This window comes from Microbispora sp. KK1-11 (genome assembly GCF_006874435.1).
GTDB classification, from domain to species: domain Bacteria; phylum Actinomycetota; class Actinomycetes; order Streptosporangiales; family Streptosporangiaceae; genus Microbispora; species Microbispora catharanthi.
On the sequence record NZ_VIRJ01000009.1, the window covers coordinates 159,748 to 185,988 of the forward strand.

At 71.4% G+C, this 26,241-nt stretch carries 23 protein-coding genes; 10 read left to right on the top strand and 13 right to left on the bottom strand.

Translation table 11 applies throughout. From position 1 onward, the window contains the following. Positions 1–131: 131 nt before the first annotated feature. From FLW16_RS45200 to FLW16_RS15785, 4 genes are all read right to left on the bottom strand, one after another. Positions 132–1,538, bottom strand: coding sequence for a cellulose binding domain-containing protein (locus tag FLW16_RS45200; protein ID WP_260615299.1), 1,407 nt, complete (start codon positions 1,536–1,538; stop codon positions 132–134). 618 nt (positions 1,539–2,156) lie between these two features. Beyond that, positions 2,157–2,513, bottom strand: a complete 357-nt coding sequence (locus tag FLW16_RS15775; protein ID WP_221891100.1) for a hypothetical protein — start codon at positions 2,511–2,513, stop codon at positions 2,157–2,159. Between the two features lie 140 nt (positions 2,514–2,653). Next, positions 2,654–4,129, bottom strand: a complete 1,476-nt coding sequence (locus FLW16_RS15780) for a HAMP domain-containing sensor histidine kinase (RefSeq protein WP_142560776.1) — start codon at positions 4,127–4,129, stop codon at positions 2,654–2,656. A gap of 8 nt (positions 4,130–4,137) precedes the next feature. Beyond that, complete coding sequence (locus FLW16_RS15785) at positions 4,138–4,812, bottom strand: response regulator transcription factor (RefSeq protein ID WP_185949429.1); 675 nt, start codon at positions 4,810–4,812, stop codon at positions 4,138–4,140. A gap of 191 nt (positions 4,813–5,003) precedes the next feature. On the opposite strand from FLW16_RS15785, the gene vanY-N reads away from it, so the two are divergent. Beyond that, on the top strand, positions 5,004–5,576 hold the full coding sequence (gene vanY-N / locus FLW16_RS15790; protein ID WP_142560777.1) for a D,D-peptidase/D,D-carboxypeptidase VanY-N: 573 nt from the start codon (positions 5,004–5,006) through the stop codon (positions 5,574–5,576). Positions 5,577–5,848: 272 nt separating this feature from the next. On the opposite strand, the gene FLW16_RS15795 is transcribed toward vanY-N, so the two are convergent. The 4 genes from FLW16_RS15795 to FLW16_RS15810 all read right to left on the bottom strand — a co-directional run bounded on the left by FLW16_RS15795 (position 5,849) and on the right by FLW16_RS15810 (position 7,866). Beyond that, positions 5,849–6,208: a hypothetical protein gene (locus FLW16_RS15795; protein ID WP_142560778.1), complete on the bottom strand. Its 360-nt coding sequence runs from the start codon at positions 6,206–6,208 to the stop codon at positions 5,849–5,851. A 24-nt stretch (positions 6,209–6,232) separates the two neighbouring features. Then, positions 6,233–6,487, bottom strand: coding sequence for a hypothetical protein (locus FLW16_RS15800; RefSeq protein WP_142560779.1), 255 nt, complete (start codon positions 6,485–6,487; stop codon positions 6,233–6,235). A gap of 225 nt (positions 6,488–6,712) precedes the next feature. Next, the gene (locus FLW16_RS15805; protein ID WP_260615310.1) at positions 6,713–7,129 is read right to left on the bottom strand and encodes a PLP-dependent transferase; all 417 of its coding nucleotides are present in this window, start codon (positions 7,127–7,129) and stop codon (positions 6,713–6,715) included. After that, positions 7,126–7,866, bottom strand: coding sequence for a TetR/AcrR family transcriptional regulator (locus FLW16_RS15810; protein WP_142560780.1), 741 nt, complete (start codon positions 7,864–7,866; stop codon positions 7,126–7,128). Before FLW16_RS15810 ends, FLW16_RS15805 begins: the two co-directional genes overlap by 4 nt. Before the next feature lie 101 nt (positions 7,867–7,967). Between FLW16_RS15810 and FLW16_RS44495 the strand changes: the two genes are divergently transcribed. Then, positions 7,968–8,687, top strand: a complete 720-nt coding sequence (locus FLW16_RS44495; RefSeq protein ID WP_221891102.1) for a DUF2306 domain-containing protein — start codon at positions 7,968–7,970, stop codon at positions 8,685–8,687. Beyond that, on the top strand, positions 8,630–8,971 hold the full coding sequence (locus tag FLW16_RS44500; protein WP_260615300.1) for an alpha/beta hydrolase: 342 nt from the start codon (positions 8,630–8,632) through the stop codon (positions 8,969–8,971). The genes FLW16_RS44495 and FLW16_RS44500 overlap by 58 nt, the downstream gene beginning before the upstream one ends. 11 nt (positions 8,972–8,982) lie before the next feature. Here FLW16_RS44500 and FLW16_RS15820 read toward each other — a convergent pair whose 3' ends face one another. Next, the gene (locus FLW16_RS15820) at positions 8,983–10,263 is read right to left on the bottom strand and encodes a serine hydrolase (RefSeq protein WP_142560782.1); all 1,281 of its coding nucleotides are present in this window, start codon (positions 10,261–10,263) and stop codon (positions 8,983–8,985) included. A gap of 482 nt (positions 10,264–10,745) precedes the next feature. Further along, positions 10,746–11,783: a hypothetical protein gene (locus FLW16_RS15825; RefSeq protein WP_142560783.1), complete on the bottom strand. Its 1,038-nt coding sequence runs from the start codon at positions 11,781–11,783 to the stop codon at positions 10,746–10,748. Between the two features lie 340 nt (positions 11,784–12,123). Between FLW16_RS15825 and FLW16_RS15830 the strand changes: the two genes are divergently transcribed. The 4 genes from FLW16_RS15830 (at position 12,124) to FLW16_RS15845 (ending at position 17,364) form a co-directional block, all read left to right on the top strand. Continuing rightward, positions 12,124–13,602, top strand: a complete 1,479-nt coding sequence (locus FLW16_RS15830; RefSeq protein WP_142560784.1) for an LVIVD repeat-containing protein — start codon at positions 12,124–12,126, stop codon at positions 13,600–13,602. Between the two features lie 117 nt (positions 13,603–13,719). Next, the gene (locus FLW16_RS15835) at positions 13,720–15,666 is read left to right on the top strand and encodes a copper resistance CopC/CopD family protein (protein ID WP_185949430.1); all 1,947 of its coding nucleotides are present in this window, start codon (positions 13,720–13,722) and stop codon (positions 15,664–15,666) included. A 16-nt stretch (positions 15,667–15,682) separates the two neighbouring features. Beyond that, on the top strand, positions 15,683–16,435 hold the full coding sequence (locus FLW16_RS15840) for a hypothetical protein (protein WP_142560786.1): 753 nt from the start codon (positions 15,683–15,685) through the stop codon (positions 16,433–16,435). A gap of 65 nt (positions 16,436–16,500) precedes the next feature. Beyond that, positions 16,501–17,364 carry a YcnI family protein gene (locus FLW16_RS15845; protein WP_142560787.1) on the top strand — a complete coding sequence of 288 codons (864 nt, stop codon included), beginning with the start codon at positions 16,501–16,503 and terminating at the stop codon, positions 17,362–17,364. A gap of 130 nt (positions 17,365–17,494) precedes the next feature. Here the strand turns inward: FLW16_RS15845 and FLW16_RS15850 are convergent, their stop codons facing one another. Together FLW16_RS15850 and FLW16_RS15855 are read right to left on the bottom strand one after the other, a co-directional pair. After that, a complete protein-coding gene (locus FLW16_RS15850; RefSeq protein WP_142560788.1) occupies positions 17,495–18,034 on the bottom strand; it encodes a DUF6368 family protein in 540 nt (179 codons plus the stop codon). A 62-nt stretch (positions 18,035–18,096) separates the two neighbouring features. After that, positions 18,097–19,191 carry an ADP-ribosylglycohydrolase family protein gene (locus tag FLW16_RS15855; RefSeq protein ID WP_142560789.1) on the bottom strand — a complete coding sequence of 365 codons (1,095 nt, stop codon included), beginning with the start codon at positions 19,189–19,191 and terminating at the stop codon, positions 18,097–18,099. A gap of 124 nt (positions 19,192–19,315) precedes the next feature. On the opposite strand from FLW16_RS15855, the gene FLW16_RS15860 reads away from it, so the two are divergent. Genes FLW16_RS15860 through FLW16_RS15870 form a run of 3 tightly spaced genes read left to right on the top strand, consistent with a single transcriptional unit; the run spans position 19,316 to position 22,796 of the window. Then, positions 19,316–20,542: an ROK family transcriptional regulator gene (locus FLW16_RS15860; protein WP_185949431.1), complete on the top strand. Its 1,227-nt coding sequence runs from the start codon at positions 19,316–19,318 to the stop codon at positions 20,540–20,542. After that, on the top strand, positions 20,539–21,435 hold the full coding sequence (locus FLW16_RS15865; protein ID WP_142560791.1) for a polysaccharide deacetylase family protein: 897 nt from the start codon (positions 20,539–20,541) through the stop codon (positions 21,433–21,435). The genes FLW16_RS15860 and FLW16_RS15865 overlap by 4 nt, the downstream gene beginning before the upstream one ends. Before the next feature lie 44 nt (positions 21,436–21,479). Next, positions 21,480–22,796 (top strand): MFS transporter, encoded by a 1,317-nt coding sequence (locus tag FLW16_RS15870; RefSeq protein WP_142560792.1) that lies wholly within the window; start codon positions 21,480–21,482, stop codon positions 22,794–22,796. 20 nt (positions 22,797–22,816) lie between these two features. Here FLW16_RS15870 and FLW16_RS15875 read toward each other — a convergent pair whose 3' ends face one another. Beyond that, a complete protein-coding gene (locus FLW16_RS15875) occupies positions 22,817–26,140 on the bottom strand; it encodes a transcriptional regulator (protein WP_142560793.1) in 3,324 nt (1,107 codons plus the stop codon). Positions 26,141–26,241: the final 101 nt, after the last annotated feature.

Consider the following 26,241-nt stretch of genomic DNA (forward strand, 5'->3'; position numbering starts at 1 on the left):
GGTAAGGGCGGGTGTTCTCCGGCAGGGTCTCCCACCGCCATAAGAGGCCCTGCCGGAGCCCGGAGAGGGTGGTGTGTGCGGCCCTCTCCGGAGTCAATGGGAGATCGATCGGCACAACGTGCCGCGATCGGTCACGGGCTGGTGCAGCTGAGCGACGGGGCCGACGGCGTGCCGGTGGCGAGGAACCCGAAGGTGGCCGAGCCGGACGCCGGGATCGAGCCGTTGAAGGAGGCGTTCTTCACCGTCACCGCGGAACCGCTCGTGCTCAGCGTGCCGTTCCACAGCTGGGTGATCGTCTGGCCGCTGCCGAGCGTCCACCTGACGGTCCAGCCGTTGACGGCCGAGCCGCCCGCCGTCACCGTGACCTCTCCCTGGTAGCCGCCGGGCCACGAGTTCACGGTGCGGTACGCGGCCGAGCAGGCGCCCGGCGGCGGGGGCGACGGACTGGTGGTCGGCGACGGCGACGGCGACGGCGACGGCGAGGGCGAGGGCGAGGGTGAGGGCGACGGGCTGGACGAGGGCGAGGGCGACGGGCTGGACGAGGGGGAGGCGCTCGGCGACGGTGACGACCCGCCCGGCGGCACGTATGGGCACTTGTTGCGGTACATCGAGATGTTGCTGGAGTCCGCCAGCGGGCACAGGAACTGGGTGTACCGGGTGTCGTTGTCCACCCAGATCTTCAGCCACGGGATCAGCACCCGCATCTCGGTCGTGTTGGCCCGCGTCGCGAACAGGTGGTCCACCCCGGTGATCTCCACCCACGCGCTCGGCGTCGTGGCCGGCAGCGTGCTGTACAGCCCGTTGAGATACGACTGCGTGACCGTCGTGTCCCGCTGCCCGGAGATGAACATCGTCGGCACCCGGTCGTTGTACAGGTCGTAGTTGCCCACGGGGGAGCCGGGCGCGAGCCCGACCCCGGCCTTGAGGGACGGCCGCCGGAGCAGCGCGCTGAGGACTCCCGCGCCGCCCGCCGAGTGGCCGACGACCGACAACCGGTTCGGGTCGACCCGGTCGCGTACCGAACTGCGCTGGGTGAGGTAGTCCAGCGCGGCGAGCAGCTGGGTCCCCCGGGCGTCCGCGCTGTCGGTGCGGCTGTTGGTCTCGATGCCGATCACCACGAAGCCGAACGAGGCGAGCCAGGGACCCATCCAGGCCTCTTCGTTGGCGAACAGGGCGGAGTAGCCCGGCACGATCGCGACCCCGCCGAACGTCCCCTGGCTGGTGTCGGTCGGGTAGTAGATGACTCCGCCGCCGAAGCCGTTGCCGGCCGGCACGCTGGTCTGGGCGGTCGCGAAGGTCCCCCTGGTGGCCGCGACGCTCGCCACGGTCGGGTTCGGCCCGCGCTGGAAGGGATTGTCCGCGGCCGACGCCGGCCGGGTCGCGATGACCGCCGAGAACAGCCCGAGGACGGCCACCGCCGCCGCCATCGCCCTGCTCATCGCACGCCGGAACGACCGGCTCCGCGAGCCGGGCCCCGACGCGGACGGGTCCCTGGGTGGCCGCCGGGTTCCCGGCGGCGGAACGGCGTGTGCGCCCATGCCTGAGCCTCCATGACTGCAACCAGAAAAAGGGGAAACGCGGGGCATTCAGCGCTGGACGCCGTGCTCCCGTGCAAGGGAGCGCACACCACGAGGGCGTCGCGAACGGCGGGCCTCCGCCCCGTGCACCACCACCGGACAGCGGGAGACCACCTCGGGGCTCAGTGTGGAAACCTCACCGAAATGTGTCAAGAGCAGGGTCCCGCAACGAAAGGCCGGTGCCGCGTAAATCACCTCGTGATCCCGGAACCGCCGCGGTCGGTGCGTGATCCGGGAGGGCGCCCATCGGATGAACGTTTCACCCGTCGCGGCCGCCGGTGAGCCCGGAGAGTCCCTGATGCAGCAGTTGGGGCGCGTTTGCGCCCTCCCGCGTTCGCGTCCCGACGTGCTGCGTCACTTGACACCGTGCCCTCGCCTCGGCTTTGCTCCGCTCCACCACCACCGGTTGATCTCTCGGAGTGGGGGAGGACGAAGACGAGTTCGAAATGTTAACGCTAACAATAGGTCGAGGGCATGCCTGCGGCTGTGCGGCTTCGGCCTTGGTGGTGTCACCGCAGGCGAGGATGACGGTGGCGCCGGCAGGCGTCGTACGATCTGTCCGAAACAGTGGATGGGCCGCTAGCGCTGCCCCGGGCAGTTCCGGGGGTCGACGCTCTGTGCGGCACCGACGACGGTGATCTGGGCAGGGCTTTCCGGCACCGTGGCGGCGGCCGTGCACACGATCTGCGCGACGGCCAGCGTGGACAGTTCGCCGGCCGGAGTGGACACGGTCACCACCAGGTCGCCGGCCGATTCGGTGGTCACCGAGAACGGGCCGGCTTCGGGCGGGACGTCGGTGGTGAGCCCGTCCGCCTGTTCCCTCGCGGTCGGTTCGGCAGCCAGCAGCGCGAGCGTGTCCGCTTGGGACAGCCGGAAACCGGGCCTCGTCACCGCGCTGAGCCGGCCGTTCTTCACCAGAAAGAGGGTGATCCTCATGGCTGGTACGATGGCCGGTGCGACACCTCCGCTCGGTGGGTCGCCGGCGCGGATGGCATCGCTGGGCTGCACGCCGCAGCCGGCCACGGCGACGAGCGATACGAGACCCGCGGCGAGCACGCGGCGGGTGACCCCGATCCTCACCACTGACCTCCGTCCGGATCATGTGCCCGGCGTGGCAGGCGCAGTGTGAACACGGCGCCGCCGTCCGGGGCGTTGGTGACGGCGAGGTCGCCTCGATGCAGGCGCGCGTTCTCCCGCGCGATGGCGAGGCCGAGGCCGCTGCCCTCGGACCTGGCCCTGGCCGCGCTGGCCTTGTAGAACCGGTCGAACACGTGCGGCAGCACCGCTTCGTCCAGCCCCGGCCCGTGGTCGCGGACCTCGAGAGCGATCCAGTGCGCGTCGGCGCGAAGTCGTACCAACACCGGGGGCTCGCCGTGCCGCAGAGCGTTGCCGACCAGGTTGGCGAGGATGACGTCCACTCGGCGCGGGTCCAGCCGTGCCGTCACCGCGGGGGGCAGCTCGGGGTGCACCTGCTCCGACCAGCCCCGGGCACGCAGGGTCGCGCGCACCAGCTCGGCCACGTCGACCTCGTTCAGGGCGAGGGCCGCGACGCCGGAGTCGAACCTGCTGATCTCGATGAGGTCGTTCACCAGAGCGGTGAGGTTGAGCGTCTCCTGGCTGACCAGCCTGGCGGCCCTGCCGGCGGGCTCGGGCAGCCGGGCCGCCTCCTCGTCGAGGACGTCGGCGACCGCGGTGAGCGCGGCCAGCGGGGTGCGCAGTTCGTGGGACACGTCGGCCACGAAGCGGCGGGCGTCGGCCTCCATCTCGCGCAGCTGCTCGACGTGCCGTTCCAGCTCGGCGGCGGTGTCGTTGAAGGTGCGCGCCACATCGGCCAGCTCATCGGAGCCGCGGACCGCGATCCTGGTCCGCAGCTCGCCCTGGCCCAGCAGGTGTGCCGCCCTGCCGAGCTCGCGCACCGGCCCCAGCACGCCACGGGTGGCCAGCAACGCGAGGACGACCGCGAACGCCAGGGCCGCCCCGCCGGTGAGCCAGGCGCGCATGGCGAGCTGGTCGATGCTGCGCTGTTCGGGAGCCAGGCTGTGCGCGGTGTAGACCTCGATGCCGGACGCCCGCGCCGGCCGGTCCCGCTCGACGATCAGCAACGGCGTGCCGATGATCAGGTAGGGCCCGTCCTCCCACACGACGCGTTGCCACGCGATGTTGCCGTCGGCCACCTCCCGCCGCAGCTCCTTGGGAATCATCTCGGGATCCAGGCCCTGCCGGCATGGCAGGCCGGCAGGCAGGCATGGCAGGCCAGGGGCGCCCAGCGAACGCGCCTCGTGGTAGATGGCGACCGCGTCGTTGTTCCCGTCGGCCACGGCGCGGGCGATCTCGCCGAGTTGGCCCGCGTCCGGCGCTGGATTCCGTAGAGGGAAGAGCGCCTCCAGGCGGCTTCTCATCGCTACCACCGCGGCATCCTGGGCGCGCTGCAAGATGGCGTTGCGGGCGTCGATGTAGATCGCGCCGGCCACCGCCGCCGCGGTGACCACACACAACAGCGCGAACGCGAACAACAGCCGGGCACGCAGCCCCAGGCTCGGCCGAGGTGCCACCGGCCGCTTCACACCGGCCCGAACCGGTACCCGAACCCGCGCACCGTCTGCACATAGACGGGCGCCGCCGAGTCGTCCTCGATCTTGGCGCGCAGCCGCTGCACGCACGCGTCCACGAGACGCGAGTCGCCGAAGTACCCGTGCTCCCACACCGACTCCAGCAACTGCTGGCGGCTGTGCACCCGGCCTGGCGTACCGGAGAGCTCGAGCAGCAGGCGCATCTCGGTCGGGGCCAGGCTGACCGCCACGCCGCGCTTGGTGACCACCAGCCCGGCCCGATCGATGGTCAGGTCCGCGTGCCGCTCCAGCTCGGCCTGGTCCCGGCCGATCCGCCGGAGCACCGCGCGAATGCGTGCCTCGAGCACCCTGGGCTGCACCGGCTTGACCACGTAGTCGTCGGCGCCCGCCTCCAACCCGGCCACCACGTCCATGTCGTCGCTGCGCGCGGTCAGCATGATGATCGGCACCTCACCGGCGGCCCGGATGCGGCGGCAGACCTCGAACCCGTCCATGCCAGGCAACATCAGATCGAGCACGACAACGTCGGGAAGGTCCATCCGCAGCCGGTCCAGCCCCTGCTCGCCGGACTCCACCGCGCGCACCCGGTGCCCGTGCTGGGTCAGGGCCAGATCGAGGCCCTCCCGCACGGCCGGATCATCCTCGATCAACAACACTCGCGACACGCCGCCGACTACCACAGCACGCTCCGTAACTCGCCCGCCGGTCAACCCCGTCCACTGTCGACCGGCCGTGTCCCCGACTCGTCCGCGTCATGTCATGGTTGTGTCACGGTCGCGCCGGCGGTGGCCGCGGTCGATAAACGGTGACATACGGCGCACAGCCCACGGACATTCGGCGCCAATCGTATGTCGGCATGAACGAATTACGCACCATCCCGCCTCGGCCCCGAGACCGGCTGTTCGCCGTGGTCACGCTGGTGCTCGCCGTGCTCCTGCTGCCCGCGGCGTTCATCCGGCATCCCGGCCGCGCCCGCGAACTGGCCTGCACCTGGGCGTTGCGGATGCGATTCCCCGCCGAGGACCTCACCGGGCTCACCGACGGCGCCAGAGCGGCGTTCACCGCCGCGCGCACCGAGGCGCTGTGGCGTCACGGCCAGCTCATCGGCCTCACCTCGGGATACCGCGATCCCCTTGTCCAACAACGGATGTTCAACGAGGAGGTGCGCCGTTCCGGCTCCCCTGCCTCGGCACGGATGCTCGTGTTACCACCCGCGGAATCCCCCCACGTCAAGGGCATCGCGCTGGACGTGCGCCCGCACGAAGGCGCGCGCTGGCTCGAGGAACACGGCGCCCGCCATGACCTCTACCGCATCTACGACAACGAGTGGTGGCACTTCGAGTACCGCCCGGAGTGCGGCGGCACGCCACCACGACGACGACCCCACCCCGGCGTGGGCTACGAAACCGAGAACGGGGACCAGAGGTAGCCCGGGTCCGGGTCCACCCCTGCGCGCGTTCTGGGACGTTGACGTGGTCCCGGCGGCATCGGGAGGTCGGCCTTGTCGCGGCGGCCGCTCACGAGGCCGCGCATGGCGGGGCGCGAGCTCGCCCACGGCGTGGACGGCGCCATGAAGCGGGCAAGAAAAGACGACCGTCCAGGCCACGATCAGCGGCTCACGCCCGGTCCTGAGCGGTACCGGACGGGCGTGAATGCGAGGTGTCGTGCGCCTCTGTCGCAGTACGTGTCCGCCCAGAGCCCTCACTGCCCGAAGGAGAACCGGAGCCGGGCATTGATCAGGAAGTTGAGCCGGTGACGCAGACGGCCGATGACAGCCTGCTCCGGAGCTTCCGCAGGCGTCAGCAGCGTCCAGCGCAGTGCGCACCCGCCATCCTCGGTCGGCCGGATGTCGAACCGGATCTCGTCATCGGGCCTTTCGGGCCACAGCGACGACCAGACCACGAGTTCTGGCTCCACCGCCCGGAGAATGCGCGGCTCGACTTCATCGGGGCGCAGGTCCAGCCACTGCCGCCCGCCGGGTCGCCGAGGCTCGGTCAGGCTCTCCCACACGATGTGAGGCGGCGGCGGCTGCCTGCGCTCTCGCGAACCCAACTCGATCATTTCCGCAGTCTAGAAGGCGGCCGTCTACCTCGTGAAAGGCAAGAACAGGCCGCAGACCCGATCCTTGTCTTCGTCGGTAGCGGGGAGCGCGGCGATCTGTCGGATCTGGTCGAGTACTTCGTTGACTTCCTGCTCGCGGACGGCGCGGGCGTAGCAGGCCGGGTCCAGCCAGCCGCCTTCGGGGAAGGTCCACCCTTTGCCCTCGCCGATGATGCGTTCGGCTTCCGGCCGCTGTCCGTAGAACTCCAGCCAGCCGCGTATGTAGATCCAGGCGCCCATGACTCGATTGTGGTGGCAGCGCGGCGGTTGCCCTGCGGGGCCTTGTCGCAGAGGCGGCGGGTTCCCATCGGCTGGGGTTCGGCAAGCCGCGCCGTACAGGAGGTCTACGGGTGCGACGCGCCCGCATGGGCCGCAGCCGGACGGCTCGCGGCGAGGGCCTGGTCGAGCGAACCGCCGATGTGAGGCGCCTGGCCTGCTCCAGACCTCCGCGGAGGTCGATCGAGATCATCGCCCCTGTGCCCCTCGTCTGTAGTGCACACGGGAGACGCTCGGGTGGGTGCTCGGCCACGCGGCGACGCGCTGGGCGTTCGCCTGCTGCGCCCGGACCCGGATCGGGAGCGTGGCCAGCCCCCGGTGCAGGAGATAGGCGCCAAGCGGGTGAAGAAGGGCACCCGTGATGGCGCGGACCCGGCGCAGCGCGGCCGCGTGCCCCTGGTCGCAGGCGATGACGTCGCCGTGCCCCCCGAGGTACTTGGTCGCGCTGTGCAGCACCATCGAGGCGCCGAAATCGACGGGGTTCTGCAGGATCGGGGTCGCGAACGTGTTGTCCACGAGAACGGGAACGCCGCGGGCCGCCTCGACGACGGCGGCACGGAACGTCCCCGGTCGGCGTCCTGGCGCGGGCGCAGCCGATGTGCTCAGGCCCGGGCGGCGCGTTCGATCGCCACTCCCACCCCGTCGAGCAGGTGGTCCAGGCCGGCGCGGAAGTCGTCGTCCGGACCGGCCCCCGGGTCAGGGGCGAACACTCCGGCCTCGACGGCGTGGGCCAGCGCCGGGAAGCGGCCGGGGTCGGCGAGCTCGGTGAGCAGGGCGGCGTACGCCGCGTCGGCCCTTTCCTCTGGTTGGGCGGTGATGGACGTCAGGAGCTGGGCCGCGCCGCGCACGTAGTGCAGCACCAGCATGACCACCGAGAACCGGGCCCGCCAGTCCAGCGGCGTGCCGCCGAGGGCGCGGAGCGCGGCGTCCAGCCAGGCGAGCTGGCCGGGGTCCATCGGCGGGGAGTTCACCAGCTGGACGATCCACGGATGCCGCAGGTAGACGCCGAACAGCTCGACGGCCCACCGGGTGAGTGAGCCGCGCCAGTCGGCCGGCGCCGTGCCGAACTCCGGCGGCGGGCCGGGCGCGGCGTCCAGCATGAACAGCTGCAGGTCGTCCTTGCCGTCCACGTGCCGGTACAGCGACATGGGCGCGCAGCCGAGCCGTTCGGCGAGCCGGGCCATGGACAGCGCGGCCAGGCCCTCCTCGTCGGCGAGGGCGATGGCCGCCGCCACGATCCGCTCCAGGCTGAGCGCGGGCGTGCGTCCCCGCCCCTTCGGCTTGGCCCGCCCCCACAGCACGTTCAGCGCGTGCGGCAGCTCGTCTCCGATGTCGTCCGGCATTCCAGGGAGCTTACCAGTTTGCGTATGGCCTACGCGTTGCGTATATGGTACGCAATAAGCGTATGCCATACGCAAACAGTCGACACCCCCTTGGAGCCGTCATGCACACGACGATCGACAGCCCTCCGCCGGTGCCGGCCCGCCGGCGTCCGTGGTGGCGGCGCCGCTGGACGGTGCCGCTCGGCCTGGTCACGGCCGGATTCCTCGCGTTCTCGCTGCCGCCGTACCTGACCGGGGACCGGTCGCTGTCCCGGGTGCCGCAGCCAGAGGGGTTCGGCCTGCACTACCCGCTGCTCGTGGCGCACGTGTTGTTCGCCTCGGTCGCCATGGTCACCGCGTTCTTCCAGGTGTGGCCGTGGTTCCGCCGGCGACACCCGGTGTGGCACCGGCGCGCCGGGCGGGTCTACGTGTTCGCCGGGGTGCTGCCGGCCGGGCTGACCGGCCTGGTCATCGGGGCGCGCACCCCGTTCGGGGCGTTCCTCGCGGTCAGCGACGTGCTCCTCGCCTTGCTGTGGCTCGCCTTCACCGTGGCGGGCTGGCGCGCCGCCCGCGCCCGCCGGTACGCCGACCACCGGCGCTGGATGCTGCGCAGCGCCGTGCTGACCTACTCCATCATCACCAACCGGCTGTGGACCGGGATCCTGATCATCGCCCTGCCCCCGCTGCAGGACACCGTCTTCCACGGCGACCCCGACCTGATGGCGTGGACGATCTCCGGGCTGTCCGGCTGGCTCGGCTGGACGATCCCGCTGCTGGCCGTGGAGTGGTACCTGGAGCGCGAGGTGGCCCGCCGCGGCCGCCGCACCGCGGTCGCGACCTGATCCCGGAGGGCCGATCCCGGAACGACCGGCCCTCGGTCGCCCGAGCCGAGGAGCCGGCCCCGGCGACCGGGTCCGATCCCGTTCTCGTGGTCGGCGTGACGAACGACCCGGCCACGCCGCACCAGTGGGCGCCGCGCCTCGCCGCCCAGCTGCGCACCGGGGTGCTGCTGACGCTGAACGGCGAGGGCCACGGCGCGTACGGCCAGAACCAACGCATCGACGACGAGGTCAACGCGTTCCTGCTCGACGGGACGGTCCCCGCCGAGGGCGCGCGCTGTGGTTGATCAGGACAGGGTCACAGGCCGTAGGACGGGAACAGGTTCGTGGTCGGCCAGGAGGTGACGCTGTCGGCCGCCACGTGCAACGGGTAGTCGATGTCAGCGGTGTAGTTCTGGCCCGAGGCGTCGTTCCACCGGTTGAACAGCACGACCCAGCTCAGTCCGTCATACCGCCGGACCATGAGGGTGGAGGTGCCGGGATACGCCCCGTCGTGCCAGGTGTTCAGGGCGCTGCCGATGGGGCGGACAGACCAGCCCATGCCGTAGTAAGAGCCGCTCCAGGCGATATTGTCGGGCGGGGCGAACATCTGCCCGATTGTCGACGAGGTGAGCAGGCCGGGAGCGTCGAAGATCGTGGTGAACTTCGCCATGTCGACGGCCGAGGAGAGCCAGGCGCCGTGCGCGGCCATGTTCTCGAGGTTGAACGTCCCGTACGGCATCGGCACCTGAGCCCCGGAGTTGTCCAGCACGGTCGTATCGCTGTACGGCGAATAGTAGGGGACCTCCGAGGACCGCCGCAGGCTCTGCGCCGTGCGGCCCTGCACCATCCGGGTGATCTTCACGGGGGCGAGCACGTTCTGCTGGACGTAGGTCGCGTACGGCAGGCCGGTGACCTTCTCGATGACCTTGCCGAGCAGCATGTAACCGTAGTTCGAGTAGGCGTACCTCTCCCCGGGGTCGAAGTCCAGCGTGCGCGTCGACATGTAGTTCATGATGTCGGCCTGCGTCACCGGCAACGGCACGTGGAGTGCGCTGCTGACAGTGAAATCCTCCCGGTACATCGGATCGAACCCGGATGCGGAGCGATCCCAGCCGCCGAGGTGTTGCAGCAGGTGAAGCACGGTGACGTTGCCGAGGCGGGAGTCGGCGGCCGTGCTGAGCCCCAGCATCGGCGCCACCTTGGCCGACAGGCTGAGCCTGCCGTCCTGGACAAGCTTCATGATCGCGGTGGCCGTGACCGGCTTGCTCATGCTGGCCAGGCGGAACAACGACGTCGGCTGGGCCAGGACCGGGCCCGACGTGGAGTTGTATCCCCTCGCGAGCACCAGCTTGCCCTGCCGCACCACGGCGAGCGAAGCGTACGAGATGCTCTGCGCCTCCATGAAGCTTCTCAGCAGGTCGTCGAAGGGCTGTAGCGACGGCGAACTCGAGCCGGTGACCGTCCAAGGGGGAGGAGTGTCGGCCGTGACCGCCGAGCGGGCGGGCAGTGTGGCGGCCGCCGCCTGCCGGGCGGGCAGTGCGGCGGCTCCCACGACGGCGCCCGCGAGCAGGCGCAGCGAATCCCTGCGAGTCAGCATGAGTGGATCCCCGTTCTCCGGTCAGATGGAACTCTGGACGTCAATAAAGAGCGAAGATCCGGCTTTGGTGTGACATTCAGATTGAGCCCTTTTGATGGTGAGTAGCGGTCACCCTCGATGGCCTGCAGGATCCCGGTGGGGCGTTCGCCGAGGGCGCGGATGCGGGCGTGGGCGCGGTAACGCCGGCTCCGAGGGCCAGAGCGGCCGCCGCGATTCCCTTGCGAATGCCCCTGTTTCTCTTCCTGCGCTCGTGCGGAACGGATGCCGACGAGCGAAGCTCTCAGCGGTGTAGGCCGGGTATAGGCTTCCCGTTCATCTCTGTGACCTGCATTGATGCTCAATCTGTTCTCTGCGGCCGTCCAGGCGGCGTCCGCGTTCCGGTCCCACTGGAACGACGCCGCCTCCGCTGTCGGCAGCTCGGGCAGGCCGACGCGCGCGCCTGGCAGGCCGCTCGCGCGACCGGTGCGCGAGTCCGAGAGGACTCACTGCATGTTCTCCAGATGCGGGTGGTCGAACGACACCGGGCAGATGTAGATCTGCATGGTGTAGCCGCGGCCGATGGAGACCATCGGGGGGTCGGAGGGCATGCGGAGGCCGACCGGTCCAGCCGGCGGTTCCCGGTCTTCGAGAGGAATCCAGCTTCCGCTCCCACCGTCCCATTCACCGGAGCTGATGGTCAGCAACGGCCGGCATTCGGTGTCGCAGGTGGCACAGAGCATGGGCATCGGGTCGCAGAAGCTCCATGGCCCCCATCCACCGAGCTTCCATCCGGGAGCGACGGACAGCTCGTACTGGTAGTAAGCGTCGCCACTTCCGTGATCTTCATCCATCGGGTGGCTTCTGGCCCATTCCGCGCGGCCCCACACAGCGAGACGGTTCGCGAGCTCTTCTGGCAACTCGTGCGAAGCCGGGTACTCGGTGACGGGCTCCGGGTGAAGAACGCAGGGTTCGGGGACGTAGTTGCCGTAGTGGTCTACATCGGCCGGCTCGGGCGGACTGACCAGGGGATCGACGACGCTCGCGGCATTTCGCCACACCAGGCGGGTCGCAGGCAGTGAGGTTTCGTGGTCGAGGGGGCACCACAACACCTGGAGGAGATCCGCCCCATCAGGTCCGGTCAGCCCTGGGATGTCGCGCAGGTAGAGCTGTGCGACGGGCAGCAGGGCGTTCGGCTCACCGTCCGAGGGGTGACCTGCGTGCAATGTGTCCAACAGGGCCTGCTCCTCTGGGGAGAGCAGGTTCTCCTTAGGGCCACGAGGGCGAAGCCATGCCGCTTCCAGCAGGGCACGACGCCTACGGACGTCGTCCAAGGACACTGGCAGTTCCCAGTGATCGTGCGGTTCCGTGCAGACCGGCCATTTCTCGTCCGCGGGCCACAGCAGCGGGCCACCGATGGAGCTCTCGTAAGCCGTCGGTGTTCCGGGGCGCGGGTGCAGCCGAACCGCCTGCCTGGCCAGCGGAGCCAGCTCGGGGAATACGGAAGCGATGTCGACCGGTCGTGGCGGGGTGGTCCGCACCATCAGCGCTCCTTCTATAGTCACCTGCGTCCGCCGGCGGACTCTACAACAACGCACACGCCGCGCGATCATGGCGCCGGTCAGGTGGACGACCTCCCGGAGCCGCTCGGGCAAGAGGTCACCGCCTCGGTCATGCAGAAGGAACCAGTGGCTGACAGAGTGCCCATCTGGATGGAAAAGCGACCGGAATGCCCTAAACGGCATATCTTGCCGAGTTCCTATAGATACCTTTTTGAAACCTTTGCCCCGTGACATCCACACTCGTCATCATTAGAGTCATTTTGCTTTGATCTTCGGCGATGCGGCTTCCCCCTCCGCTTCGCTGCCCCCCCGAGGAGGGTGTGTGAGAACGAAACCCCTCGTAGCGAGTGCCCTCGCCCTGCTAGCCGCGGCGGCACTGCAGATCTCCGGAGCCGGCCTGGCGTTCGCAGCCGGGCCGTCCGATCCCAGTCCGTCCGACAACTCCGCCCACGGCGGACCGGTCCTGGAGGACGTGCACAACGTCCCGACGACCGCTGTCGCGAGCAACGTCACGTTCCTTGACAACGTCAAAGGCGTGAGCGGCTACTCAGGGCTGAACTTCATCAGCTACGACAAGTACGGCTACGACTTCATGTTCGCCAACGGCACCGGCGGCCTCGCCGTCTGGTCGCTGAAGGACCCCGAGCACCCGGCGCTGGTCTCCACCGTCACGGCCGCACAGCTGCGCCAGCCGGGGGACACCCAGGACAGGTTCTGGGAAGGCGAGAACATGACCGTCGACCCGAAGCGCAAGCTGGTCTTCCTCAGCAGGGACCCGCGGGGCTTCGGCGGCACCGTCTCGACCGGCCAGTCGGGTGTCTACATCGTCGACGTGAAGAACCCGTGGAAGCCGGAAGTCGTCGTCTTCCAGCCGATCGCGGCCGGCCACACGGCCACCTGTATCAACGACTGCTCGTACCTGTGGTCGGTCGGACCGGCCAACACCGGCACGCCGGGCCAGGACCCGTCATGGAAGGGCGTGCCGGTCCGGGTGACCGACATCCGTGACGTCAAGCACCCGAAGACCCTGGATCTGGCCCTCGACCTCGGCCGGTTCGACGGCGTCACGGACTACGTGCACAGTGTCGACGTCGACAAGAACGGTGTCGCCTGGGTCTCCGGCGAGGGCGGCGTCCGCGGTTACTGGACCAAGGGCAACCACTACGACCCGGTGCGGAAGGTCAAGCGAGTGGCGACGGCGTACGACCCCGTCCCGTACGCGGGTGGTACGGCCCGCCCGACCGACCCGCAGGGCACCGCCTTCTTCGACTATTTCGACCACAACGCCTACCACAACACCGAGAAGCTCGGCTCCTTCGACAAGGGCGAGCTGGTCTACGTGACCAACGAGAACATCACCACCTGCTCGAAGGCCGGTGAGTTCAAAATCGTCTCGCTGAAGGGCAGCTACGACGGCGAGGGCTGGAAGTCCACGCCGGAGGCCCCGCTAAGGCTCAACCTGGTCAGCCACTGGTCGCCGTGGGGCAAGGAGGGGTCGGCCACCACCGGCAGTTGCTCCGCCCACTGGTTCACGGTGAACGGCAACATCGTGGCCATAGCGTGGTACGGGCAGGGCACCCGGTTCCTCGACGTGTCCGATCCGGCCAAGCCGACCCAGGTCGGCTACTTCCGGGTGCCGACGGGCACAGGCGTGACCGCCGGTTCGGCGTCGGCCGCGTACTGGCACAACGGCCTGGTCTACGTCGCGGACTACAACCGGGGCGTCGACGTGCTGCGGTTCGACGGCAAGCTGGCCGGTGCACCGGACGAGAAGATCTGCTGGAACTCTTGCGACAAGTAACCGTCTGAGCCGGAGCCGGCCCGAGCGCGGAACCCCCGCTCGGGCCGGCTTCGCCGCTGATGGAGTGGAAGGTTGACGGTGCGACGCCGACATGTCACGCGGGGGGCGGGAGCCGCCGTGCCCATCGCGGGGCCCCGCCTGGCCCGGCTGTTCGCGCGGCTCGTGGCGGTCGTGCTCCTGGCAGCCGGCGGCCTGGTCGTGGGCCTCTTCCCCGGTACGGCCGCCCGGCCGGCGTACGCGCACGCCTACCTGCTGGAGAGCTCGCCGGTCGACGGCCAGGTGCTGGCCTCGCCCCCGTCCGAGGTCCGGCTCCGCTTCGACGAAGCGGTGAGCCTGGGCCGGCGGTCCATCCAGCTGCTCGACCCCACAGGCAAGGAGCTGGCGATCGACGCCGCGGGGTACGCGGAGGGCAGGATCGACACGGCGCGGGCGAGCCTGCCCCGGGACCTGGCCGAGGGAACCTACGTGGTGGCGTGGCGGGTCACGTCCGTGGACTCGCACGTGGTGTCGGGCGCGTTCAGCTTCAGCGTCGGCCACCCGAGTGCGACGGCCGTCCCGGTGGAACAGGACACCGACCGCGTGGTACCCGTCGTCGCCGCGGCCGGCCGCGCCGTGGCGTACCTCGGAGTGGCCCTCGCCCTCGGTGGCGGGCTGTTCGTGGCCGCGCTCTGGCCCGCCGGCCGCGACGACCGGCGCGGCCGGCGCGTCGTGTGGTCGGGTTTCGCCGCGCTGGCCGCCGGCACCGCGGTGGTGCTGCTCGTCCAGGGGCCATACGCCGACGGCAGGCCGCTGACCGCGGTGTTCGACCCCCGCCTGCTGGGCGCGACGCTGTCCACCCGGCTGGGCCACGCGCTGCTGGCCCGGCTGGCGCTCGTGGTCGTCCTCGGCGTGGTCTTCCTGATCGCGGTCGGCCGCCCCTCGCCCGTCGCCGGCCGGGAGACGACCGACTCGGAGACGACCGACCCGGAGACGACCGACCCGGAGACGACCGACCCGGAGACGACCGGTCCGGCATCGGCCGGTCCGCAGTCGGCGGGTTCCGGGTCCGCCGGTTCCGGGTCCGCCGGTTTTGAGCCGGCCGGACGTGAGTCGGCCGGTGCCGCCCGCAGGATCGCGCTGCCCGCGGTCGCCGTCGCCGGCGCCGTCGCCATGACGCTGACCTGGACGCTCGCGGACCACGCACAGAGCGGCACGCAGATCTGGCTGGCCGTCCCGGCGACCAGCCTGCACCTGCTCGCCATGGCGCTGTGGCTGGGCGGCCTCGTCGCGCTCACGGTCCGCGTGCTCGCCCCGGCCGGCAAGCAGGGCCCCCCGCTCGTTTCTCTGGAGCCCGCGCTCCCCAGGTTCTCCCGGCTCGCGCTGCTCTGCTTCGCGGTGATCGCGGTCACCGGCCTGTACCTGTCCTGGCGGCAGGTGGGGACGTGGGGCGCACTGGGCGGGACCGACTTCGGGCGGCTGCTGCTCGGCAAGCTCGCCGCCGTGCTCGGCGTGCTGGCGCTCGCCTCCGGAGCGCGGCGGTTCGTACAGCGGCGCGACCGTTCCCCCCAGGCCCCCCAGGCCCCCCAGGCTCCCGGGGGTCCCGGTGCCGCGGTGCGCCGGCTGCGCCGCTCGGTCGCCGGCGAGGTCGCGCTCGGGGTCGTCGTCGTGTCCATCACCGCGGTCCTGGTCGACACCGCCCCGGCCCGCACCAGCTACGCGCCGCCGGTGGACACCACGGTCCCGTTCCCCGCCGCTGCCGCGAACGCGTCCGGCCCGTACGGCGGGCTGCGCGGCGGCTCGATCCAGCTGAAGATCGAACCGGCGAGACCGGGCAGCAACACGGCCGACATCTACCTGACCGGACGGGACGGCACGCTGATCCCGGTGCCCGAGATCTCCGGTGCGCTCGAATCGCGGGACCGCGCCGTACCGGCGCTGCCCGTCAAGGTGACGGCGGCCGAACCCGGCCACTACGTGGCGGGCTCGATGTCCATCCCCTACCCCGGGGAGTGGGCGCTGCGGCTGGACATCCGCGTTTCCGACTTCGACGAGACACGCGTACGTGTCCCGTTCACCGCACATTGAAAGGCTGGTGACACGCATGCGAGGCGCTGACCGCAAGGCCCGAGGGCCCCGGGTGGCCCTGGCCGCCGCCGGCGCGATCGCCGTCGGCGTCCTGGCGGGGTGTTCCGGCGGGACGCCGCAACCGGCGACCAAGCCGCCCTACACCGTCGACACCATCCGCTCCGGCTTCGTCGGCGCCGGCGACCTGGGCAAGGGCGCGGTCGCGTTCGAGGACAAGGACCACGCCTCGCACACCGTCTACACGCCCCCGAACAGCATCCCCACCTGCCCGTACGTCCAGCGTTCCGACGACGTCCAGGTCCCGGTGGAAGCGGCGGTCGAGCCGGTGGGCGGGAACCCGACCGGCCGTTTCATCGTCGCTCCGCCGAAGGTGGGGCCGGAGACCCTCCCGGTGGTCACCCAGGGCGCGGTGGTCTTCGAGAGCACCACGCTCGCCGGCAACGCGATGGACGCCGTGACGGCCGAGTCGGCCAAGTGCCCGGCGACGTTCACCATCCTCGGCGGGCCGCCGTCCATCGTGGGCGATTACACGACCAGCAGCCGGCCCTTGGAACTGGACGGGTGGCAGGGGTTCGCCCAGCACCTCGTGCACACCCCGCCGGCGGGCCTGGGCTCGGACACCTATGACGATCTGGTCACCGTCGTGGTGCACAAGGCGAACGCGGTGCTCTACGTCGGCTACACCCAGATCAAGAAGGTGGGCGCGCGGTCCGACACCGAGGAGAAGGTCAAGGACCTGATGACGACGACGCTGGCCCGCCTCGGCTAGCGCGTCCCGGCAGATCGTCGATGGCAGGTCCGAGAACGGTGGGAGCCCCGCCGATAGGAGGAACGTTGAACGGCAGAGCACTTCCGATGGGCGTGGCGCCCGCCACGACGGGCGCCCGCCCCACGCACCCGGTCGCCCGGAGCGCGGCGCCCGTGCCGGCAGGCTCCGGCCCGGCCGGGGCCGCGCACGGAGGGGCGCCCGGTACGCCCCGGGGGGTGCGCACGCTGCGCCGCGCGGCACGCGGGCTGGTCATCGCGGCGGTGGCGGTCTGCCTGGTCGCCGTCCTGCCGGCGGCGGCCTTCGCGCATGTGAAGGTGACCGCGGACACGGCCGTCCAGGGCGGTTACGCCGCGCTGACGTTCCGGGTCCCCAACGAGCGCGACGACGCGAGCACCACCAAGATCGAGGTTCAGCTCCCGGCCGACTTCCCGCTGGCCTCGGTCTCGGTGAAGCCGCACCCCGGCTGGTCGTACAAGGTCGAGAAGACCACGCTGGCCACGCCGATCGAGTCGCACGGCGCGAAGATCGGAGAGGTCACCTCGAAGATCACCTGGACCGCGTCGGGCGAGGACTCGGCGATCAAGCCGGGTGAGTACGACGAGTTCTCGGTGAGCGCCGGGCCGCTGCCAGAAACCGACCGGCTGGCCTTCAAGACGCTCCAGTACTACGGCAACGGCGACGTGGTGCGCTGGATCCAGGAGCAGACCGCCGGCGACGAGGAGCCGGAGCGGCCCGCGCCGGTGCTCAAGCTCACGACCGAAGGGGGCAGCGCGTCGGCTCCGGCCCCGGCTGCCGAATCGGCGTCCGGTGCGGCCGAGACCGGGTCGGACGCGGGGGTCTCATGGGCGATCGGGCTGTCCGCGGCCTCGCTGGTGATCTGCCTGGGATGCGCCGTGGCGCTGGCCCTGCGGTGGCGCCGGGCGGCATAGGCGGGGCGCAGGGCGGGATAGGCGGACGGCCGGCCCGGACGCGGCCGGCTCCGGCGTGTGCCGGTGGATGTCGGTGTGAGCGGGTGTGCGTTCCTGCTGCTGTGCGTAGATGCGGGTCGTGGGCAGGGGTCTATCCGAGGCGGAAGTCTGGATGGGAGGCCCATGCTCGCAGGAAATCCGACGTGCCGAAGGCAACGTGCCAGGGATCAGGCACCAGCCTGACCAGGCCAGGAAGGCCGGCGATGATCTGTGCCAGATCCTCGCGGAATTCCACGCCGGCGATGCCTCCGATCACATCCATGATCGCGGCGGTCAGGAGCGCCGTGGTGATGTGGTCGATCCGGCTGTTGCACATCGCGATGACGTCCACGGCGTGCGTCGGTTCGAAGCCGATGAACGGTTCCAGATCCGGTTCGTCTGCGTGCTCGGCTTCGAAGATTTCCACGTCTCCGTGGCCCGGTCCCATCACGGAGACGATGAAAGGCCGATACCCGGCCGGCGTGTCGTCCTCCCCGACCCCCAGCCGCCCAGCGGAAACCTTGATGTCGTACTCGCCGGGGCGCGGCTCCTCGAACCGAGGAGACAGATCGGAGAGAAGTCGGCGTAGCTCCCTCAACGCCGCGTCGGGTACTCGCTCCGGTAGTTCGATCACCAACACAGGGCCGGCCATGCCCCGAGGGTATCGAGGCATGTTGATCTACCAGGCCGGTTGTGCCGGATCAGGCGGCGGGGTCAGCAGCCGGGGTACTTGTCGCGGTCGAGGCGGCCGCCGGTGAACTGGGCGGTGAAGTCGTCGGCGAGCTCGATGACGGTGTCCCTGCCCTCCAGCCGGGACACCCAGCGCCCGGGGAGGGCCGCGTCGCCGTGCACCGCGCCGAGGAGGTTGCCGCAGAGGGAGCCGGTGGAGTCGCTGTCGCCGGAGTGGTTGACCGCCAGCAGCAGGGCCCGCTCGATGTCGTCGCCGCTCACCAGCGCGCAGTAGACCGCGATGGCGAGCGCCTCTTCGGCCACCCACCCGCCGCCGAGAGTCTCGACCGCTTCGGGCGACGGCTGCGCCGCGCCGGCCAGGGCGACCGCCCCCTCGATCGCGGCGGTGGTCTCCTCGTGTGCGGGCCGCTCGGTGAGCAGGCCGAGGGTGTCGTGTACGGCCGTCGCGAGCGGCGTGCCCTGGACCAGGAAGCAGATCAGCGCGGCGAAGGCGCCGGCCGCCAGATAACCGGTGGGGTGCCCGTGCGTGATCTGGGCGCAGCCGGCCGCGAGCGTGAAGGCCGCCCGCGGGTCGCGGGTGGCCAGACCGAACGGGGCGGAGCGCATGACGGTGCCGCAGCCTTTCGAACCGGGGTTGACCGGCCCGGGCATGCCGGGGCCCGCGAGCGGGCCGAGGTCGGCCCGCAGGCCGGACAGGCAGGCGTTGCCGGGCGCGCGGCGGGAGTAGAGCCAGGTCTGCTCGCGGAGCCGGCCGGTGCGGACGAGGTCGTCGGCGGGAGGCGGCACGCGGTGCTCCTGCGTGTCGAGCCAGCGCAGGTAGGCATGTCGGACCACCTGCACCTCACCGCCGCCGATGCCTCTCTCCCTGACGCGTACGTCGGCGCGGATCAGCCCTTCGACGGTGAACAGCGTCATCTGGGTGTCGTCGGTGACCAGGCCGGTCTTTCCGCGCCAGTCGGGGGCGAGGTCGGTCAGCCCCGCCCTGCCGTGGTCGCGGCGGATGGCGGCGATCGAGTCGAACTCCACGGGTGCGCCGAGGGCGTCGCCGACGGCCCCGCCGAGCAGGCAGCCGCGTACTCGCGCCCCGAACGGAACGTCGCCCGTTTCGGCATCGCTCACGATGATCCCCTTTCTGCCTTCCAAGAACCGTAGCGCTCTTGTCGCGGGGCCGCCGATCGGATAGAAACGGCTCACCCTGAGTAGGAAACTTTCCGACCTACTCGGGCCGGGACGCGAGGTGAGCGTGAGCGGGAACTACCTGGCCGGGCCGCAGGGCCTGCTCTGGTCGATCAACGCCCGCGCCGTCCTCGACGTCATCGACCGTGAGGGGCCACTGGGCCGGCCGGAGATCACCAGGGCCACGGGCCTGTCCAAGACCACCGTCGCCCAGGCGCTGCGCGAGCTCGTCGCACGCGAGGTCGTCGAGGAGGCGGGCGCCGACACCACTCGTCGCGGACCCGCGGCGACCCTCTACCGGATCGCCCCCCGCTGCGCGCTCGCGCTCGGGGTCGACATCGGCCACCTGCGTATCCGCGCCGTCCTGGTCGACGCGGCGGGGGAGACGCTCGCGCAGGCGGAGACCCGGGCGCCGCGCCGCCGGGTGGCCGACACGGCGGCGGCGGTGACCACGCTCGCCGCCGAGTGCGCCGAACGCGCCGGGACCGAGCCGGGCGCCATCGGCCAGGCCGTCGTCGGCGTCCCCGCGGTCGTGGCACGCGACGGCCGCACCGTCAGGCGGGCCTACGGGCTGCCGCAGGGCGGCCGCGGCCTGGCCGAGGCGATCGAGCGCGACCTGCCGGTGCCCCTGCTGCTGGAGAACGACGTCAACCTCGCCGCCGTCGCCGAGCAGCGGTTCGGCGTGTGCGCCGGCGTCGCCGACTTCGTCCTGCTCGGCGTCGGGGTCGGCCTCGGCGCGGGGATCGTGCTCGGCGGCCGGCTGCACCGGGGCTTCGCCGGGGGAGCGGGCGAGGTCGGGTTCCTGCCCCATCCCGCGACCGAGCTCGGCACGGAGGTGCTCGGCGCCCGCCGCATCGCCGAGCAGGCCAGGCAGGCCGGAATCGAGGGCAGCCCGTCCCCGCGCGAGATCTTCGAGAGCGCCAGGGGCGGCGACGAGAGGGCACTCGCCGTGGTCGACGCGACCGCCCGCAGGATCGCCCACGTCGCGGCGTCCATCGCCCTCGTGATCGAGCCGGAGCTGTTCGTGCTCGGCGGCGCGTTCGGCGCCAGCGCCGACCTGTTGCTCGGCCGCGTCCGCCGCCACCTGGCCAGGGACGCCGCACCGCTCCCGATCAGGATCATCGCGAGCGGCGTTCCCGGGGACGCGGTGCTGCGCGGCGCGGCCTGGCTCGCCCGCCATCGCGCGCGGGAACGCGCCTTCGCCGCCGTCATGGGCGGGCGGCCGCACGACATGACTACCGGGGGACCGTACGACACGGACCTCACCGGGTCAGGGAAAGGGGACATCACGTGAACCTCGCGCGACGGCTCGGCGCCGGGCCGGACGACCGGCTGCTGATCGTGAACGCCGACGACTACGGCATGTGCCGGGCGGCCAACACCGGCATCACCTCACTGCTCGCCGCCCGCGCCATCAGCTCGGCGACCGTCATGACGCCGTGCCCGTGGGCCCCCGACGCGGTCCGTACGGCCGTCTCGGGCGGCTACGACGTGGGCGTCCACCTGACGTTCACCAGCGAGTGGGAGGGGTACCGCTGGGGACCGGTGACCCGCGACCGCGCGGTGTCCTCGCTCGTGGACGACGCCGGCTACTTCCCGGCCGACTGCCGCACGGTCGAGGAGAGGGCCGACCCCGAGGAGGTCCGCGCGGAGATCGACGCGCAGATCGGCAGGGCCGTCGCCCTCGGCCTCGACCCGTCGCACGCCGACAACCACATGGGCAGCCTGTACGGCCTGGCCACCGGCCGCGACTTCCTCGACGTCGTCTTCAAGGCGTGCGCGGAGCACGGCCTGCCGTTCCGGTTGCCCCGGACCCTCGACGGCATGGGCCTGCCGGAGGAGCTGGAGCCGTTCGCACGGGCGAGGGCCGAGGCCGCCGACGCGGCGGGCGTGGTGATCCTCGACCGGTTGTGGACCCTGCCCTTCGAACTGGCCGAGGGGGAGACGTACGAGAGCGTCAGAAATGACATGATCGGGCTGATCCGGGCGCTGCGCCCCGGCGTCACCGAGATCTACATCCACCCGTTCGAGGACACCGGCGAGCTCCGGCAGATCATGCCGCATCACGTCAAACGCGGCATGGAGCTGCGGCTGTTCACCGATCCGGAGGTCCGCCGCGCCATCGCGGAGGAGGGCGTCCGGCTCATCGGCTGGTCCGACCTGCGCACGGCCCAGAGGGCCCGATGAAACACCGCCCAGAGGGCCCGATGAAGCACGGCCCAGAGGGCCCGATGAGGCGCGGACAGGTGCTGGCCTACGGGTCGGGCAACCTGTCGGTCAACCTGCTCAGCCAGGCGTTCGCGACCTTCGCCACCTTCTACTACGTCGACCACCTGGGCGTCGACCCGTCGCTCATCGGCGTCGCCATGGTGATCCACGGCATCGTCAACGCGGTGCTCAATCCGCTGGCGGGGCACGTCTCCGACCGGACCCGCACGCGCTGGGGCAGGCGGGTGCCGTACATCGCGATCGGCATGGCGCCGCTGGCCGCGGCCTTCACCATGATCTGGATCCCGTTCGTGGACGGCGCGACCGCGAGGTTCTGGTACTTCCTGATCGTGGTCCTCGTCTACGACGTGCTGTTCGTCGTGGTGGTGCTGAACTACGTGGCGCTGTTCCCCGAGATGTTCGCGACCATCGCCGAGCGGGCCGCCGCCGCGTCGTGGCGGCAGATGTTCGCCATCGTCGGCATGATCGTCGGCGTCGCCGCGGCGCCCCTGCTGTACGGCGCCATCGGATGGGCCGCCATGGGCGTGTCCTTCGGCGTCGTGGCGCTGGCCTTCTTCGCGCTGTCGCTGCGCGGCTCGGCCGAGCGTGTCCACGCGGAGCGGGAGAGCTTCGGGTTCCTCGCCGCGCTCCGCTACACGCTCGCCAACCGCGCCTTCGTCACCTACGTCACGGGCAGCTTCCTGCTGCAGCTGACCTTCGCCCTGCTGCAGGCGGGAATCCCGTTCTTCACCAAGTACGCCCTGGGCGAGGCCGACTCCGCCAACACCGTCATCCTGGGCGCGGTGTTCGTCACCGCGATCCCGATGGTCTACGTGTGGAGCCGGGTCACCACCCGGATCGGCCCGCGCCGCGCCGTCCTCGCCGCGATCGTCGTGTACGGCGCGGCGCTCGTGCCGTTCCTGCTCGTCGGGAGCCTCGCCCTCGCGGCGGTCACCGGGGCCGCGATCGGCGTCGGCATCGCGGGCATGCTGGTGCTCCTGGAGATCCTGCTCGCCGAGGTGATCGACGACGACGAGCGCAGGACGGGCACCCGCCGCGAGGGGATGTACTTCGGGATGAACGGGTTCATCGTCCGCTGGGCGGTGTCCCTGCAGGCCGTGGTCATCACCGTCGTGCTGTCCCGATCGGGCTACCACAACGGGGCCGCGGTCCAGCCGGGCTCCGTCGTGACCGGCGTCCGGCTCATGATGGGCGTGTTGCCCCTGGCCGTGCTGGCCCTGGCCTTCGGCTGCTTCCTCCTCTACCCGCTGCGCGACGGCGGGTCGCACCGTTCTCCCGTCGCGGCTCGGGATCCCGCCGCGGGCAGCCCGTCGGCGTGACCGGCCGCTGGCTCACTGCCTCACCATGGCCGGGCAGTCGACCCGTCCGCCTCCAGCCCGAATCGCAGCAGGTCTGCCCACCGGCCCCGCTTTCCCTCCTGCACTCGCCGCGTGGCCAGGTCGTACAGCGCGGTGGTGCCGCCGGCGTCGGCGGCGGTCCGGGCGAGGCGTTCGGCGCCTTCGTGGTCGCCGGCCTGGTACCGCCTCCGCACCAGCTCTTGCAGCGGGAAGGTGTGGCCGGCGTTGGCGGCGGTCCGGGCGAGGCGTTCTGCGCCTTCGTGGTCGCCGGCCTGCTGCCGCAGCTCCGCCAGGCTGGACATCGCGGCGGTGTCGCCGGTGTCGGCGGCGGCCAGGTACATGCGTTCTGCCCCTTCGTAGTCTCCGGCCTCGTGCCGCATCCGCGCCAGGGCATGCAGCGCGGCGGTGAGGCCGGCGTCGGCGGCGGCCCAGGTGAAGCGTTCGGCGCCTTCGTGGTCGCCGGCCTTCTCCCGTATTCGTGCCAGGCCGTAAAACGCGTCGATCTGGCCGGTGTCGGCGGCGGCCTGGAACATGCGTTCTGCCCCTTCGTAGTCGCCGGCCTGCTCCCGCATCACGGCCAGGTCCCATAGCGCGGCGGTAAGGCCGGCGTTGGCGGCGGTCCGGGCGAGGCGTTCTGCGCCCTCGTGGTCGCCGGCCCGCTGCCGCACCTCGGCCAGGTCCTGGAGCAGAGCGGCGGCGTCGCGGGCGCCGGCGTCGGCGGCCATCCGAGCGGCGCGTTCTGCGCCTTCATGGTCTCCGGCCCCCTGCCGCACCTCGGCCAGGTCCTGGAGCAGGGCGGCGGCGTCGCGGGCGCCGGCGTCGGCGGCCATCCGAGCGGCGCGTTCTGCGCCTTCGTGGTCTCCGGCCCGCTCCCGCAGCCGCGCCAGCTCCCGCAGCGCGAGGGTGTCGCCGGAGTCGGCGAGCGCCTGGAACATGCGTTCGGCGCTCTTGTGGTCGCCGGCCCGCTCGCGCAGCCATGCCTGCTCGTGCAGCGTGCTGGTATCGCCGGCGTCGGCGGCGACCTGGTACATGCGTTCGGCGCCTCCGTGGTCGCCGGCCTGCCGCCGGAGATGCGCGAGAACCAGGAGAGCGTCGGTGTCGCCGGCGTCGGCGGCGGCTCTGGCGAGGCGTTCTGCGCCTTCGTGGTCGCCGGCCAGCTCGCGCAGCCGGGTCAGATACCTCAGTGGGAAGGGGTAACCGGCGTCGGCGGCGGCTCTGGCGACGCGTTCGGCGCCTTCGTGGTCGCCGGCATGCTGCCGCTGCTCCGCCAGGTGCCGCAGCGCACCGGTGTGGCCGGCGTCGGCGGCGGCGCGGGCGAGGCGTTCGGCGCCTTCGTGGTCGCCGGCCAGCTCGCGCACACGGGACGCATCGGTCAGTGCGATGGTAAAGCCGGCGTCGGCGGCTGCCTGGTACAGGCGTCCAGCGCGTTCGTGGTCGCCGGCCTGATCGCGCGTCTGTGCCAGGTTGTAGAGCGCGAGGGTGTCACCGGCGTCGGCGGCGGCTCTGGCGACGCGTTCTGCGCCTTCGTGGTCGTCGGCCTGCTTCCGCATCTCGGTCAGGAAGTACAGCACGGAAGTACGGCCGGTGCCGTTCAAGGCCCGGGCGAGGCGTTCTGCGCCTTCGTGGTCGCCGGCCTCCTCCCACGTCCGCGCCAGGTCCCGCAGCGCGAAGGTGTCGCCGGCGTCGGTGGCGGCGCGGGCGAGACGTTCTGCGCCTTCGTGGTCGCCGGCCTGCTCCCGGATCCGCGTCAGCTCCCGCAGCGCGAAGGTGTCGCCCGCGTCGGCGGCTGCTCGGTACAACGCGAAGGCGTGACGATTGCGCCCGCGATCGCGGGCGGCCTTGGCGAAAGCGCGGTGGTCGCTCACCGAGGCGGCGTGGCGGGTGGCGGCGTTCCAGAAGGTGGCGGGGGGACAGAGGAAGCGGCGGGTGCGGCTGCCGTGCTGTTCGAGATAGTCGGCGAGGCGATAGACCGGCTCGTCTTGATCTTGTGCGGCGGGGGCGTGACCGGTGCCGGGACGGGGTCTGATCCGGGTCAGCGGCGGGCGGGCTCCCCGGCAGGGGCGGTGGTCGGTGAGATAGGCGAAGGCGCGTTCGAGCCAGTCGTCGTCGAGCAGGGTCCATTGCTCGTCGCCGAGATAGCCGGGGGCGGCTTCCGCGAGCAGGAGGCGGGGCAGGGCCGGGCCGTGACCGAGCCGGCGGGCGTCGGTCGCGGCGTCCAGGACGGCGCGGGCGGCAGGTTCGGCGTTGTCGTAGAGCTCCAGCAGAGCCGGACCACCGGCAAGGTACTGGGTCAACCGCCCCTCCGGGGCCCGGCGCAAGGCCTCGGCCAGGCGGGGGTCGCCGGTGGTTCCCGCATGCCTGCTTGCGGTGTCGAGGTCGGTGCCGGCGAAGGACTCGGGAAGGCGGATGCTGGCGCTTTTGATCAGCTCGCGGGCCTGGGCGTACGGATCGGGCCGACCGGCGTGCGGGACCGCGGTGAGAGTCCTCCAGTAGGCGGGCCACAGGGTGCCCAGCACCAGCACCGGCCCTCGCTCATGAGTGCGCAGCAGCTCCCGGAGCCCGCCGGCGACCCGCTCCCCGACGGCCGGATCGGCGGTGAGCAGATAGTGCTGGGTCTCGTTCAGCCACACCACGGTATACCGGCCGATCGACCTCAGCTCGGCCAGGACCGCCGCCGGACGGCTCGGCTCGATCGGATGCCACAGCCGCCACGGTTCGGGCAGGGTCCGGACCGCTTCCCACAGGGCGCGGGTCTTGCCCGTCGCCGAGTCGCCGACCAGCACGACCAGCCGGGACGCCCCTGCCTGCACCTCGCGGACCACCTGGGCGAGGGTTTCGTCATGCGCTCGAGGGATGTAGGCGGGTAACTCCTCCAGCTCCCGACCGGCGGTGTCGGCGCGAATCGCCGGATGGACTTCCAGATCCAGCGGCCGGAACCGTCCGATCGGCCGGCCGGGTTCCGCCGCGGCCGGGGGCGGGGCGGGGGAGGCGGCCATCGGGAGAGGGCAGGTCGGCGGCCGGCCGTTCTGCGCGTCGTCATAGGCCTGCTTCCACGCCGTCATGCCGCCCAGCACCGCGTCGGGATCCCCGCGCTCGTCCTCTGTCACCTTCTTGCGGTAGGCCTCCAGCAGGCGCTCGACCTGTTCGCTCCAGTTCGGTAGCCGCTTACGCGTGCCCTGGATGAGCGACTCGACCGTGGTCTTCGGGATCCCGGAGTGGCGGGACAGCCACTGCGCCGAGGGGTTCCAGGCCGCCGACCGCGCCCGCATCAGGTAGTCGAGGAAGAGCCGCACACCGTCGCCGTGGTCGTTGGGCGGTTTCGCCATGTCGTGGCTCCTTCGCTGTCCTCCCCGACGGATCCCTGGTACCGCCGGCTACGGCGGCGATTTCAGGCTAAAAATGGATCTGCCGCACTGCACGTCCGCCG

Coding starts and splice junctions, on each gene's coding strand:
- FLW16_RS15775 (WP_221891100.1), bottom strand. CDS start 2,513: ATGAGGATCACCCTCTTTCTGGTGAAGAACGGCCGGCTCAGCGCGGTG.
- FLW16_RS15825 (WP_142560783.1), bottom strand. CDS start 11,783: ATGGTGCGGACCACCCCGCCACGACCGGTCGACATCGCTTCCGTATTC.
- vanY-N (WP_142560777.1), top strand. CDS start 5,004: ATGAACGAATTACGCACCATCCCGCCTCGGCCCCGAGACCGGCTGTTC.
- FLW16_RS15870 (WP_142560792.1), top strand. CDS start 21,480: ATGAGGCGCGGACAGGTGCTGGCCTACGGGTCGGGCAACCTGTCGGTC.
- FLW16_RS44495 (WP_221891102.1), top strand. CDS start 7,968: ATGCACACGACGATCGACAGCCCTCCGCCGGTGCCGGCCCGCCGGCGT.
- FLW16_RS15795 (WP_142560778.1), bottom strand. CDS start 6,208: ATGATCGAGTTGGGTTCGCGAGAGCGCAGGCAGCCGCCGCCGCCTCAC.
- FLW16_RS15810 (WP_142560780.1), bottom strand. CDS start 7,866: ATGCCGGACGACATCGGAGACGAGCTGCCGCACGCGCTGAACGTGCTG.
- FLW16_RS15800 (WP_142560779.1), bottom strand. CDS start 6,487: ATGGGCGCCTGGATCTACATACGCGGCTGGCTGGAGTTCTACGGACAG.
- FLW16_RS15820 (WP_142560782.1), bottom strand. CDS start 10,263: ATGCTGACTCGCAGGGATTCGCTGCGCCTGCTCGCGGGCGCCGTCGTG.
- FLW16_RS15840 (WP_142560786.1), top strand. CDS start 15,683: ATGCGAGGCGCTGACCGCAAGGCCCGAGGGCCCCGGGTGGCCCTGGCC.
- FLW16_RS45200 (WP_260615299.1), bottom strand. CDS start 1,538: ATGGGCGCACACGCCGTTCCGCCGCCGGGAACCCGGCGGCCACCCAGG.
- FLW16_RS15850 (WP_142560788.1), bottom strand. CDS start 18,034: ATGGCCGGCCCTGTGTTGGTGATCGAACTACCGGAGCGAGTACCCGAC.
- FLW16_RS15875 (WP_142560793.1), bottom strand. CDS start 26,140: ATGGCGAAACCGCCCAACGACCACGGCGACGGTGTGCGGCTCTTCCTC.